Raw genomic sequence first — 12,204 nt, forward strand, 5'->3', positions numbered from 1 at the left:
TTTCCTAGAATTTCCAACCACAGCCCACCCCACACACCTGCCAAGGAAGCCATCGCCATGACACCCACACCCAACCACGCCCTTGTCTTGGTGGACTACCAACAGGGTTTTGACCACCCCAGTTGGGGCCGCCGCAACAACCCCGGCGCCGAGCAGCAAGCCCTGCGCCTGCTGGCCCACTGGCGTGCCCATGGCGCACCGGTGGTCATCGTGCGGCACGACTCCACCGAGCCTCAATCCACACTGCGCCCCGACCAGCCCGGCAACGCGCTCAAGCCCGGCTTCGAACCGCGCGACGACGAACTGCTGTGTGCCAAGCAGGTGCACAGCGCCTTCATCGGCACACCACTCCAAGACTGGCTGGACGCACGCGGTGTGCAGGACATCACCATTTCCGGCATCAGTACCGACATGTGCACGTCTACCACCACCCGCATGGGCTGCGACCTGGGCTACCGCATGCAGTTTGTCGAGGATGCCTGTGTCTGCTTCGAGCAACGCGACCCGCACGGTGAGGCCTTGACGGCCGAGGTACTGCACCGCGCGCACATCACCACGCTGGGCAGCGACTTCGCCCTCATCGTGCGCACGGACCAGGTGCTGGCGTGACGGACGACGCATACACCGTGCGCAGCGTGGCGCAGTTGCGTGGCCTGCTGCCCGAGCCCAGCGCGCTGGTGCAGGCCAAGGTGCGCCCGGCGCTGGATACGCACATGCGCGCCTTCATCGCGCTGTCGCCGTGGGTGGACATTGCATCCACCGGCGCGGACGGCAGTGTGGACGTGTCCCCGCGCGGCGACCCGCCGGGTTTTGTGCAGGTGCTGGCCGATGGCAGCCTGCTGATCCCCGAGCGCCCGGGCAACCGCCGCGCCGACACGCTGCGCAACATCATCGAGACCGGCGGCGTGGGTCTGTCATTCGCGATACCGAGGCGCGACGAGTTGCTGCGCGTCAATGGCACGGCGGTGGTCAGCCGCCAGCCCGACTGGCTGGCGCGCCTGGCCCACGCCGGCAAGCCCCCGCAGTTCGCGCTTCATGTGCAAGTACAAGAGGCGTATTTGCACTGCGGTCGCGCGGTCAACCGCGCACGCCTGTGGAAACCCGAAACCTGGCCTGCCAAGGATGCGCTGGCGTCCATGGCGCAGATGCTGGTCGACCAGACGGCCCTACCGGGCCTGGAGGTCCAGGCGCTGGATGGCATGCTGCGCATGCTGGTGACCGAGGAACTGTATTGAGCCCAGCCTGTTAGTAATCTGCTCTAAACTCCGGGACGAGACTTTCAAGCCCCTATCGCGAGTGCCCCTGCGGCGGTTAGTTCAACAAGGTCTATCTGCCGTGAAAGGCGTATGAGGTTCCTGTTGCTAATGCAGAGGTGGTGGTTTGAAACCTAAGCTGTCATCGCGACAGCCCATGGCCCGCCTCACTGCCAACTGAATTCAGACGATCTTCAGATCGAAATTACACAATGGAAAAGCGAGATCTGGTCATTCACTACGACGAAGAGTACGGTGAGATCATCTTTCACTCAGTCCCGTCAAACGAAACACAGTTGCTTCGATCCAAGAGCTTCGATGGGGTTCGCCCAGAAGTTTCATACTTCAAAGAACTGTCGCCCGACGAAGCTGAGCAAGCACTTGGCCGTATCGTCTTCTCCCTCATAGATCTGAACTCGCACACGAAGATCAGAATCCGCGACTACAAATCCGAGGCAGACGCCGCACACTTGGAGTACGTAGCCGATCTAGAGAAAAAAGTGAAAGCGGGCGACATCGAAGCCACGTTTCATCTCTCGCAGGAGATGCATAGGGCCGCTATGCATAACTATTCTCTCACCAACCTTCACCAAGCAGAGGAACTCCTCACGCTTGCTGCACGCGAGGGAAACAAGGAAGCGAAGGATTGGTTGGAGTCGACTTGGCCGATGCTGAAGGCGGCTGCAGAAAGGAGAATTGCGCGTGGAAAGTCGGTTTAGCAACAAGTCTTTCGAAGCGGATTTGTGGCGCGTGTGCGCTTGAATGCCGAGCCGACCGTCAGCAGTCCTCTCTTTGTGTAACTTCAATCAGAGTTCATTCGTCCTCATCGTTGAAAGGATGTTCCCTACGTCTTCGCTCAAGCTCTACCTCTTTGGATAGCAGCTGCTCGATAGACCAGTTGCGCGTGAGCCAGATAGTCAGTGCCGCGCCTGACAGATGCCACCACGACATGCCTCTATAGCGTCGGTGCTCCAGGTTGTGTGACGACGCAACCCGCCACGCAACCAGCATGGCCGAGCTCTCATTGGATGACTCAAACGCCGTGAATAAATACGTATAGGGATTGACCTCTGCCATGCGCGGCTCACCTGTGCCTCGGGCCCGCTGCCAACGGCAAGTTGCTCGGCCTTCGAAGCGATGGATGCAGGCAGCACGGGCTTTCCGACAGAACCGCACAGGCCAAGTAGATACAACACCCAGGGCCCCAGGAAGGCAAGCAGAACTAGCGAAAACGCCAAGGCAATAGCCGATCGTTTTAACACCTTGGTGGTAGACATTGATGCGCAATGTGCGTGTAACCAGCGACTTGCGTCAGGATCTCATGGAGCGGGCGGACACCGCAAGGCATCCGAGTTGCATAGCTCGTTAGCCACTGTGGCCCCGCCCTGACCTTGAGATGCGTCGTACCGTACAACCCTCGGGTAGTTCAAACAAACTCTGATCAATTCCGCCGATTCGAACGTTCTTGGTGCGAATTTCCAAGCCTTGCTCACCACGTAGATTGAATGTCAGAGTTTGCAACGGCACGCCACTCTCAAGGTCGAAAAGAATTGTCTCCACAACTTGATCATTCTCCTTTGAGCGCGCCACATACTTCACGGCTTCCCTTCCTTCATGGGAGGTAGTCTCGCCGACACTCCACTCTAAAGTGTTCTCGATAAGCCGCGAAGCGGCCTCAGCGTCTTCCCGGGTGAATTCCATTTCGGACACTTCTTTTGAACTCACGCTGAAGCTCCACCCTACACCGAGGTCAATGCGCCGAATCATCACATTGCACCCACCGAAACTGTTGTAACTCTCAACTCGCAGCTTTTCGCCGCAATTGAACTGACGCGTCCACTTTCCGTCCGAGCGGACAAACTCTGCTTGGTATTCAGGTGGCGGCGTAGGGAATGTGGTCTTCTTCATAGCCAACGCGTTTCACTGAACATTTTGTAAAAATAGATCATCATGTTCCGGCGCTTTCATCGCCCCCCACAAGCGCGCGCAACCATGCGGTGCGTTTTTATATTATTGACAGTCCCAGTTTAACCAACAGTGTCGTCGCGACCGACCAAGGCTTCTGCGCTAGACCAACGTCGCCGCCAGCCGCTTAGGCGCCTTGCGCAGCCAGCTTCGGCGCAGCAGTTCTTGCACGGTGACCGCATCGGCTCGGGCCAAAACGACCTTGATGCCCACCACCTTGTCACCCCAGTGCAGTGCCTGGTAGGCCTCTGGCTGCAGGTCGATCAGCGGCGCGCGCTGGGCCTCGTCAACAAACACGTGCAGGAACTCTTCGCCCGGCGGCATGGTCGCAAAAATTTTGGTGCCTATGCGAAACGAGGTGTAGTCGAAGTGGGGTGACTCGGTGGCCTGGGGCAGGGCCAGCGCGAGTTGGCGGGCTTGCTCGGGTTTCACCATGGCAGCCACCAGGGTGCCGCGCTGCCGGGCCGTGGGGTGGGTGCTGTGTCACCGTTCATGCAAAGCCTCCCTGAGGATTACTCCTGATTTAGGAGCAACACAAGCATATTTGACGAGGGCTAGAGGCCAATTTTACTAAAAATCTCTTCGACAGAGCCTCAATAAACCCAAATTAGGTATAAATGGGGCAGCCAGCGCACCGGCCGCCCCATTGCATGCCACCGCGCTAGATATGCAGCGCGTGCCCCAGCGCGCGCAGCGCTGCCTCTTGCACCGCCTCACCCAGCGTGGGGTGTGCGTGGATGGTGTGGGCCACATCTTCCAGCGTGGCGCCCATCTCCAGCGAGTGTGAGAAGGCCGTGCTCAACTCCGACACACCCGCACCCACCGCCTGCCAGCCGACGATGCGGTGGTTGTCGCGGCGGGCGACGACGCGCACAAAGCCATCGGTGGATTCCAGCGTCATGGCGCGGCCATTCGCCGCGAACGGGAACTGGGCCGTGATGCAGTCCAACCCGGCCTTGGCCGCGTCCGTGGGCGTTTGCCCTGCCACCACCACCTCGGGGTCGGTGAAGCAGACCGCAGCGATGGCCGCAGGGGTGAAATGGCGGCGTTTACCCGAAATGATTTCCGCCACCATTTCCCCCTGCGCCATTGCCCGGTGGGCCAGCATGGGCTCGCCCGTCAAATCGCCAATCGCCCAGACGTTGCGCATGGAAGTGCGGCACTGGTCGTCGACCTGGATGGAGCGGCCATTCATGGCCAGCATCAGCTTCTCCAGCCCCCAGCCGTGGGTGTGGGGCACGCGGCCGATGGCGACCAGCACCTGGTCAGCCGCCAGCTCACTCTCGCGGCCTGCAGCATCTTGCACACGCACGGCATCGCCAGCGGTGTTCAGGCCCTGGACTTTGCTGCCCAGTTGCACCTGCACGCCCAGCTTGCGCAGAGATGCGGCCACGGGCTTGGTCAGTTCTTCGTCGTACAGCGGCAGGATGCGGTCTTGCGCCTCCACCACGGTCACGTCGCTGCCCAGCTTGCGGTAGACCAGGCCCAGCTCCAGGCCGATGTAGCCGCCGCCCACCACCACCAACTTCTTGGGGATGCTGTCGGGCGACAAGGCCTGTGTGGACGAGATGACGCGGCCGCCAAACGGCATGCCGGGCAGGCCCAGCTCGACTGAACCCGTGGCCAGCACGATGTGCTCGCCCTGGATGCGCACGGGTGCCGTGTCGGCGCCGTCCTTGGCCACGTCCACGGTCTTGCCGTCCACGATGGTGGCCCAACCCTTGACGACCTTGACACCGTGCTTCTTCAGCAAGGCGCCCACGCCGCCGGTGAGCCGCGCGACGATGCCATCTTTCCAGCGCACGGTCTGCGTCACGTCGATGCGTGCGCCCTCTACATGGATGCCCAGCGTGCTGTCACCCATGAAGTGGTGCGCCTGGTGGAAGGCCTCGGCCGCGTGGATCATGGCCTTGGATGGAATGCAGCCAATGTTCAGGCAGGTGCCGCCCAGCTGTTCACCTTCGACCAGCGTGGTGGCGATGCCCAGTTGCGCGGCGCGAATGGCGGTGATGTAGCCGCCGGGGCCGCCGCCTATGACCAATAACGTAGTGTGTTGAATATCCATGTCCGCTTACTCCACAAACAAGGTGGCCGGACATTCCAGGTAGCCACGTATCTTTTGTACAAATTCCGCCGCGTTCATGCCGTCCACCACGCGGTGGTCGAAGGACGAGGACAGGTTCATCATCTGGCGCACCACGACGGCGCCATTGCGCACCATGGGGCGTTCGACCATGCGGTTGACACCGACGATGCCCACCTCGGGGTGGTTGATCACCGGTGTGCTGACGATGCCGCCCAATGCACCCAGGCTGGTCAGCGTGATCGTGGAGCCAGTCAGCTCGTCGCGCGTGGCCTTGCCGGTGCGTGCGGCCTCGGCCAGGCGTGTGACCTCGGCGGCACAGGCCCACAGGTCCAGCGTTTCGGCATGGCGCATCACCGGCACCATCAGGCCGCCTTCGGTCTGCGTGGCAACCCCTAAGTGCACCGCGCCATAGCGCGTGGCCACCGCGGCCTCGTCGTCATAACGGGCATTCACCTCGGGGTGCGAGCGCACGGCCAACACCATGGCGCGCACCAGGAAAGGCAGCACCGTCAGGCGGCCGCGCTCCTTGCCGTGCTGGGCATTGAGCTTGACGCGCAGGGCTTCCAGCTCCGTCATGTCAACTTCTTCCACATACGTGAAATGCGGAATGCGACGCTTGGCCTCCTGCATCTTCTGCGCGATCTTGCGGCGCAGGCCGATGACGGGCACGGTCTGCTCGTCCAGGCGTTGCGCATAACGCTGATCAGCCACACCGGACGGCTGGCTCTGGGCGCGGGTCACATAGGCCTGCAGGTCTTCGTGTGTGATGCGGCCCGCCGTGCCGGTGCCGGGCACGAACTGCAGTTCCACGCCCAGGTCCCAAGCCGCGCGGCGCACGGCGGGTGAGGCAATGGGCTTGTCGCCAGGGGCACGCACCAAGGCCGCAGGTGCCTTGGCGCCATTGCCATTGCCGTTGCCATTGCGGGCGGGGGCTGTGGCCGCAGGGGCTGGTGCCGCCTTGGCTGAGGCCGCGGCAACCGGGGCTGCAGCGAGTGCCGGCGTAGGAGCGGGTGTCCCCGCCGGTGCCTTGGCAGGCGCTGCGGCAGCGGCCGGTGCAGGCGCGGCAGCTGCGGGGGCTGCAGCCCCCTCCTTCAGATTACCCGCGCCTTCCACTTCAATGCGGATGACCTCGGAACCCACGGCCATGACCTGGCCCACGGCGCCACCCAAAGCCAGCACCTTGCCGGACACGCTGGAGGGAATCTCCACCGTGGCCTTGTCGGTCATCACATCGGCCAGGACCTGGTCCTCGACCACCATGTCGCCCACCTTCACATGCCAGGCAACCAGTTCGACTTCTGCAATGCCTTCGCCGATGTCGGGCATCTTGATGATATGGATTCCCATCATGCCTCCATCACGCGTTTGAACGCTTCAGCGACCCGCTTGGGGCCGGGAAAATAGTCCCATTCCTGGGCGTGCGGATAGGGTGTGTCCCAACCGGCGACACGCTCGATCGGCGCCTCCAGGTGGTAGAAGCAATGCTCCTGGATCAGCGACACCAGCTCGGCGCCAAAGCCGCTGGTCTTGGTGGCCTCGTGCACCACGACGCAACGGCCGGTCTTCTTCACGGAATTCACAATGGTCTCCAGATCCAGCGGCCAGATGGACCGCAGGTCGATGATTTCAGCGTCCACGCCGCTCTCGGCGGCGGCCGCTTCCGACACATAGACCATGGTGCCATAGGCGATCACGGTCAGGGCCTTGCCCGGGCGGAAGATGGCCGCGGTGTCCAGCGGCACGGTGTAGTAACCCTCGGGCACATTGCCCATGGGGTGTTTGGACCAGGGCACGACGGGTTTGTCGTGGTGGCCATCGAACGGGCCGTTGTACAGGCGCTTGGGTTCCAAAAATATGACGGGGTCGTCGTTCTCGATGGAGGCAATCAGCAGGCCCTTGGCGTCGTACGGGTTGGACGGCATCACCGTGCGCAGACCGCAGACCTGGGTGAACATGGCCTCGGGGCTCTGGCTGTGCGTCTGCCCGCCGTAGATGCCGCCGCCGCAGGGCATGCGTATCGTCATGGGGCAGGTGAAGTCACCGGCCGAGCGGTAGCGCAGGCGCGCCGCCTCGGACACGATCTGGTCGGTGGCGGGGTAGACGTAATCCGCGAACTGGATCTCGATGACCGGGCGCAAACCGTAGGCGCCCATGCCCACCGCGGTGCCGACAATGCCGCCCTCGGAGATGGGGGCATCGAACACACGCGAGGTGCCGTACTTCTTTTGCAGGCCTTCGGTGCAGCGGAACACGCCGCCGAAGTAGCCCACGTCCTGGCCGTAGATGACGACGTTGTCGTCGCGCTCCAGCATCACGTCCATGGCGCTGCGCAGCGCCTGGATCATTGTCATTGGGGTCGAATTTTCCGTGCTCATATTCCCAGCTCCTGGCGCTGCTGGCGCAGGTGTGCCGGCATGTCCTTGTAAACATCTTCAAACATCTCAGCCGGGCTGCGCACGTGGCCATCGGCCAGCGTGCCATAGCGTTCGGCTTCCTTCTGCGCAGCCGTGACTTCGGCTTCCAGCTCCTTCTGCGCGGCATCGTGCTCGGCATCGGACCAGGCACCGATCTTGATCAGGTGCTGCTTCAGGCGGGCGATGGGGTCGCCCAGCGGGAAGCGCGCCGGGTCATTGGCGGGCCGGTACTTGCTGGGGTCGTCGGATGTGGAGTGGGGTCCTGCGCGGTAGGTAACCCATTCGATCAGCGTAGGCCCGAGGTTGCGGCGCGCACGCTCCAGCGCCCATTGGGATGCGGCGTACACCGCCAGGTAGTCGTTGCCATCGACGCGCAGCGACGCAATGCCGCTGCCCACGCCGCGCGCGGCGAAGGTCGTGCCCTCGCCACCGGCAATGGCCTGGAAGGTGGAGATGGCCCACTGGTTGTTGACCACGTTCAGGATCACCGGCGCGCGGTAGACGTGGGCAAAGGTGACGCCGGTGTGGAAATCGGCCTCGGCGGTGGCGCCATCGCCGATCCAGCTGGACGCGACCTTGGTGTCGCCCTTGATGGCCGAAGCCATGGCCCAGCCCACGGCCTGGATCACCTGCGTGGCCAGGTTGCCGGAGATGGAGAAGAAGCCCTGCTTCTTGCTGGAGTACATGACCGGCAGTTGGCGGCCCTTCAACGGATCGTTTTCGTTGGAGTACAACTGGCAGATCATCTCCACCATATTGCAGTCGTCACGGGCCAGGAGCAGGCCTTGCTGGCGGTAGGTGGGGAAGCACATGTCGCCATCCGTCAGTGCCATGGCGTGGGCGCACGAGATGGCCTCTTCGCCCAGGGACAGCATGTAGAACGACATCTTCTTCTGCCGCTGCGCGATCTGCATGCGGGCGTCGAAGGCACGCGTCTTGATCATGTGGCGCAGGCCCTTGCGCAACTGGTCCACGCTCAGGTTCGGCGCCCAGGGGCCGACTGCGTTGCCGTCCTTGTCGAGCACCCGTATCAGCGTGAAGGCCAGGTCGCTGGTCTGTGCGGCTTGCGCATCAACCGGGGGGCGTCGGACGGCGCCGGCTTCAGAAAGGGGGAGGTAGGAAAAGTCCGTGTCGTGTCCCGGTCGCCCAGTGGGCTCGGGCACGTGCAGACGCAACGGCTCATACGGCGGCATACGCTTTTACTCCTTGCAGGGTCGTGTCCTGCAGCAGGTTTCAAGATGGACTGAAGACTTGGCGGGTAGCCAAACTCAATCTGACAATACAGCAAACCCCACGGGATCGCCATGGGGTTTGCGTGCGGTCAGGAGCATAACCGCGGCCGGGGCCACCGGCCGGTGACCTGGCTGAAAATTTTCTGACGGTTTTCCCTTAGTCCTGAATCCAGACGGGGCTGCGCTGCGTATCCCAACACAGATACCGCCACGCCCGCGCATCCCGCTGCCGGCGTGGCGGACTGCCCCTCCCCCTTACCTGCATTCAACCCTTGAAGGACTTCTATGAAACATATGACCACTGTGCTCCTGCTCGGCGCCGCCGGGCTGGCCTGCACCACCGCTGCCCAGGCAGACACCGGCAAGCTGCTGCTGACCGGCGGAGTCAGCTCCATCGACGGCGCGGCCGGCGGGGGGCTGACGCCCTGGGCCGTGATTGGCAGCAATGCCACGGCGGGCGAAATCGGCGGCTCGGCCTTTGTGACCCGCACCACGACACAGGACTTTGGGCTGAACGTCTATGGCGCGGCCGTGGGCATCCACGACCGGGTGGAGCTGTCGCTGGCCCGGCAAGACTTTGACGCCTCGCCCGCGATTGCGCTCAATGGCGTGGCCCCGTTTGGCGTGACACCGGGCCAGCACATCCAGATGGACGTGGTGGGCGTGAAGGTCAAGGTGGCGGGTGACGCCGTGCTGGACAGCGACACGCTGATGCCGCAGATCGCCGTGGGCCTGGAATACAAGTCGGTGACGCCCGGCTCGCTGAACTCAGTCTTCAATTTCCTGGACACCAAGACCAATGGCACGGACTTCTATGTCAGCGCCACCAAGCTGTTCCTGGCCCAGGGCGTGCTGCTGAACGCCACGCTGCGCAACACCAATGCCAACCAGAACGGTCTGCTGGGCTTTGGCTCCGCCGCGCCGGGCAAAGACGGCCGCTCGTGGGTACCCGAGGTGTCGGTGGCCTACCTGCTGAGCAAGAACTGGGCGATCGGCGCTGAGTACCGCGCCAAGCCCAACAATCTGGAAGACCTGGGCCAGGCCGCCGGCCTGGGCAAGGGCTTGGCCGAAGACCCGTGGAAAGACCTCTTCCTGGCCTGGGCGCCCAACAAGAACGTGTCAGTGACGCTGGCCTATGCCGACCTGGGCCGCATCGTGCCCGGCGTGACGGCGGCGCGCAACCAGAGCGGCTATTACCTGTCGGCCCAGTTCGCGTTCTAACCCATCCCTTTTTTACGCAAAGATTCCCATGAAAAAAACATTCACCACCCTCGTCCCCACCCTGATGCTGGCTGCGTCGGCCTGCATCGCCATGCCTGCCTTGGCCCAGACCGCATCCGCTCCGACAGCGGCCAACAGCCCCTTGTTCGACAGCTTCGGCGGCAAGGCCGGCCTGGTGCAGTTGATGGACGAATTCATGGTGCGGCTGCTGGCCGACCCGCGCACCGGCCCCCACTTCAAACCCGCCAACCAGCAGCGCGTCAAGGAGCAACTGGTGGACCAGTTCTGCGCCGCAATGGGTGGCCCCTGCGTCTACAAGGGCGCAGACATGAAGACGGTCCACGGCAACCTGGACATCACCAAGAGCGACTTCAATGCCCTGGTGGAAGTGCTGCAAAGTGCGATGGATGCCCGCGGCATTCCGTTCACCGCACAGAACCAGTTGCTGGCCAAGCTGGCGCCGCTGCACCGCGATGTGATCACCGTCAAGTAAATGAAACAAGAAAGGCAAGACGCCATGACCGACAAACTGCAACAGAAAAGGCCACTGCGCACCATCGCTTCTGCTGTGGCGGCGCTGACGCTGGCAGGCCTGTCCCAGGCCGGCACGCTGGAAGTGCTGGTGCTGGACAAAGACGGCAAGCCCGTGCCCGATGCCGTCGTCATCGTGCACCCCAGTGCCCCCGGTGCGGCCAAGAAGGCGGCGCTGCCGCTGGCCGCCAATGTCAACCAGGAGAAGATGCAGTTCATCCCCAACGTGACCGTTGTCGGTGTGGGGGCCAAGGTGCGCTTCACCAACAACGACGCCTGGGACCACCATGTGCGCATGACCCTGCCCGGCACGCTGGCCAGCGCCACACCCAATCCGGCCGACGGCCTGTCGCTGCGGCTAGAGGGCAAGAGCGAGGGCAAGCCCGCCAGCTCCACCGTGCTGACGCTGGACAAGCCCGGTGCGATGGGTGCGGTGCTGCTGGGCTGCTTCATCCACGGATCGATGAGCGGCCATGTCTATGTGGCCGAGTCGCCATGGACAGTGAAGACCGAGGCCAACGGCGTGGCCGTAGTGGAGGACGTGCCCGATGGTGCGGCCAGCGTCAAGGTCTGGCATGCTATCCAGCTCGTGGAGAAGGCACCACAACCCATGGTGGTGGGTGCGGCCCCCGCCAAGCTGACGTTCCAGTTGGATGTGGTGCCCCGGCGCCGCCGGACTTGAGGCACAGAGCCCGGCTGCGGGCTCTTACAGCATCTTCTGGATCAAGGCACCCTTGAACAGCACAGGCCCAGTGGGGCCCGTTTCGCTGGGCACGCCACCCTTGGGCTCCAGGCTGATGGCCAGCGTAGGCACTTCGCGCACATCGCGCTCGCCGGCCGTCAGGCGCAGCAGTTTGTCACGACCCAGCACGCCCAGGGACTTGGGGCCACCGGTGGGCGGCAGTGCCCACAGTTGCAGCGAGCGGTCGCCCGCCTCCTGATAGGCACCCACGCGCTGCAGCGTCAGCTTCTGGGCCTTGGGATCGAAAGTGACCAGCATGGAGGCTGCGGCCTGGTCGTCGGCCAGCACGGCCACGTATTCGATCTGCGGTGCGGCCAACAACTGGTTTTGCAGGCGCGCAATCTCACCGCCAAACTCCTGGCGCTGGCCCACATTCACGGTGATGGCCGCCACGGTGGCCAGCGCGCCCAGAGCCGAGGCCGTGCGCCACAGCGTCAGGCTGCGCAGCCAGGCCGCGAGGCCACCGGCCCGAGCCTCTGTGGCAACGGCTTGGGCGCGCACCGCCGCCTGGGCACTGCTGGCCTTCTCACTCTGCACCAGGTTGTGGATGCGGGTCCAGACCGCACCATCGGGCTGCACCTGGGGTTGCAATTCATTGATGCTGGAGAGGCGGCTTTGCCAGATCAGCGCGGCAGCGCGTATGGGCGCCTGCTCGCGCGCCAGGGCCTCGAAGCGGCGGCGGGCGCCGCCCCGCAGCGTGCCCAAGGCATAGGCGCTGGAAAGGTGATCCAAGAGTTCGGGGTTCTTCAGGAGGTTCATC

13 protein-coding genes are annotated in these 12,204 nt (G+C 63.4%); 6 read left to right on the forward strand and 7 right to left on the reverse strand.

What is annotated here, in order from left to right; translation table 11 throughout:
* Positions 1-57 precede the first annotated feature (57 nt).
* From AC07OO_RS14610 to AC07OO_RS14620, 3 genes are all read left to right on the forward strand, one after another.
* Positions 58-609, forward strand: a complete 552-nt coding sequence (locus AC07OO_RS14610; protein WP_495082824.1) for a cysteine hydrolase family protein — start codon at positions 58-60, stop codon at positions 607-609.
* Positions 606-1,235 (forward strand): MSMEG_1061 family FMN-dependent PPOX-type flavoprotein, encoded by a 630-nt coding sequence (locus AC07OO_RS14615; RefSeq protein ID WP_495082825.1) that lies wholly within the window; start codon positions 606-608, stop codon positions 1,233-1,235. The genes AC07OO_RS14610 and AC07OO_RS14615 overlap by 4 nt, the downstream gene beginning before the upstream one ends.
* Positions 1,236-1,465: 230 nt before the next feature.
* A complete protein-coding gene (locus tag AC07OO_RS14620) occupies positions 1,466-1,972 on the forward strand; it encodes a hypothetical protein (protein ID WP_495082826.1) in 507 nt (168 codons plus the stop codon).
* A 646-nt stretch (positions 1,973-2,618) separates the two neighbouring features.
* Here the strand turns inward: AC07OO_RS14620 and AC07OO_RS14625 are convergent.
* The 6 genes from AC07OO_RS14625 to AC07OO_RS14650 form a co-directional block, all read right to left on the reverse strand.
* Positions 2,619-3,161, reverse strand: coding sequence for a hypothetical protein (locus AC07OO_RS14625; RefSeq protein ID WP_495082827.1), 543 nt, complete (start codon positions 3,159-3,161; stop codon positions 2,619-2,621).
* A gap of 159 nt (positions 3,162-3,320) precedes the next feature.
* Positions 3,321-3,653: an MmcQ/YjbR family DNA-binding protein gene (locus AC07OO_RS14630; RefSeq protein WP_495082828.1), complete on the reverse strand. Its 333-nt coding sequence runs from the start codon at positions 3,651-3,653 to the stop codon at positions 3,321-3,323.
* A gap of 226 nt (positions 3,654-3,879) precedes the next feature.
* The gene (gene lpdA, locus AC07OO_RS14635) at positions 3,880-5,283 is read right to left on the reverse strand and encodes a dihydrolipoyl dehydrogenase (protein WP_495082829.1); all 1,404 of its coding nucleotides are present in this window, start codon (positions 5,281-5,283) and stop codon (positions 3,880-3,882) included.
* A 6-nt stretch (positions 5,284-5,289) separates the two neighbouring features.
* A complete protein-coding gene (locus AC07OO_RS14640) occupies positions 5,290-6,651 on the reverse strand; it encodes a dihydrolipoamide acetyltransferase family protein (RefSeq protein WP_495082830.1) in 1,362 nt (453 codons plus the stop codon).
* The gene (locus tag AC07OO_RS14645; RefSeq protein WP_495082831.1) at positions 6,651-7,679 is read right to left on the reverse strand and encodes an alpha-ketoacid dehydrogenase subunit beta; all 1,029 of its coding nucleotides are present in this window, start codon (positions 7,677-7,679) and stop codon (positions 6,651-6,653) included. Before AC07OO_RS14645 ends, AC07OO_RS14640 begins: the two co-directional genes overlap by 1 nt.
* Entirely contained in the window at positions 7,676-8,911 is a 1,236-nt protein-coding gene (locus AC07OO_RS14650) for a 3-methyl-2-oxobutanoate dehydrogenase (2-methylpropanoyl-transferring) subunit alpha (protein WP_495082832.1), read from the reverse strand. The genes AC07OO_RS14645 and AC07OO_RS14650 overlap by 4 nt, the downstream gene beginning before the upstream one ends.
* 324 nt (positions 8,912-9,235) lie before the next feature.
* Between AC07OO_RS14650 and AC07OO_RS14655 the strand changes: the two genes are divergently transcribed.
* The 3 genes from AC07OO_RS14655 to AC07OO_RS14665 are packed head-to-tail and all read left to right on the forward strand — an operon-like array spanning position 9,236 to position 11,384.
* Positions 9,236-10,171: a DUF3034 family protein gene (locus AC07OO_RS14655; RefSeq protein ID WP_495082833.1), complete on the forward strand. Its 936-nt coding sequence runs from the start codon at positions 9,236-9,238 to the stop codon at positions 10,169-10,171.
* 28 nt (positions 10,172-10,199) lie between these two features.
* Positions 10,200-10,664 carry a group I truncated hemoglobin gene (locus tag AC07OO_RS14660; RefSeq protein ID WP_495082834.1) on the forward strand — a complete coding sequence of 155 codons (465 nt, stop codon included), beginning with the start codon at positions 10,200-10,202 and terminating at the stop codon, positions 10,662-10,664.
* 24 nt (positions 10,665-10,688) lie between these two features.
* Positions 10,689-11,384, forward strand: coding sequence for a cupredoxin domain-containing protein (locus AC07OO_RS14665; RefSeq protein WP_495082835.1), 696 nt, complete (start codon positions 10,689-10,691; stop codon positions 11,382-11,384).
* 24 nt (positions 11,385-11,408) lie between these two features.
* Here AC07OO_RS14665 and AC07OO_RS14670 read toward each other — a convergent pair whose 3' ends face one another.
* Positions 11,409-12,203 (reverse strand): anti-sigma factor, encoded by a 795-nt coding sequence (locus AC07OO_RS14670; protein WP_495082836.1) that lies wholly within the window; start codon positions 12,201-12,203, stop codon positions 11,409-11,411.
* Position 12,204 lies beyond the last annotated feature (1 nt).

This window comes from Rhodoferax sp. GW821-FHT07G04, from assembly GCF_059418585.1.

Coding starts and splice junctions, on each gene's coding strand:
- AC07OO_RS14630 (WP_495082828.1), bottom strand. CDS start 3,653: ATGGTGAAACCCGAGCAAGCCCGCCAACTCGCGCTGGCCCTGCCCCAG.
- AC07OO_RS14645 (WP_495082831.1), bottom strand. CDS start 7,679: ATGAGCACGGAAAATTCGACCCCAATGACAATGATCCAGGCGCTGCGC.
- AC07OO_RS14665 (WP_495082835.1), top strand. CDS start 10,689: ATGACCGACAAACTGCAACAGAAAAGGCCACTGCGCACCATCGCTTCT.
- AC07OO_RS14660 (WP_495082834.1), top strand. CDS start 10,200: ATGAAAAAAACATTCACCACCCTCGTCCCCACCCTGATGCTGGCTGCG.
- AC07OO_RS14610 (WP_495082824.1), top strand. CDS start 58: ATGACACCCACACCCAACCACGCCCTTGTCTTGGTGGACTACCAACAG.
- lpdA (WP_495082829.1), bottom strand. CDS start 5,283: ATGGATATTCAACACACTACGTTATTGGTCATAGGCGGCGGCCCCGGC.
- AC07OO_RS14620 (WP_495082826.1), top strand. CDS start 1,466: ATGGAAAAGCGAGATCTGGTCATTCACTACGACGAAGAGTACGGTGAG.
- AC07OO_RS14670 (WP_495082836.1), bottom strand. CDS start 12,203: ATGAACCTCCTGAAGAACCCCGAACTCTTGGATCACCTTTCCAGCGCC.
- AC07OO_RS14650 (WP_495082832.1), bottom strand. CDS start 8,911: ATGCCGCCGTATGAGCCGTTGCGTCTGCACGTGCCCGAGCCCACTGGG.
- AC07OO_RS14640 (WP_495082830.1), bottom strand. CDS start 6,651: ATGGGAATCCATATCATCAAGATGCCCGACATCGGCGAAGGCATTGCA.
- AC07OO_RS14625 (WP_495082827.1), bottom strand. CDS start 3,161: ATGAAGAAGACCACATTCCCTACGCCGCCACCTGAATACCAAGCAGAG.
- AC07OO_RS14655 (WP_495082833.1), top strand. CDS start 9,236: ATGAAACATATGACCACTGTGCTCCTGCTCGGCGCCGCCGGGCTGGCC.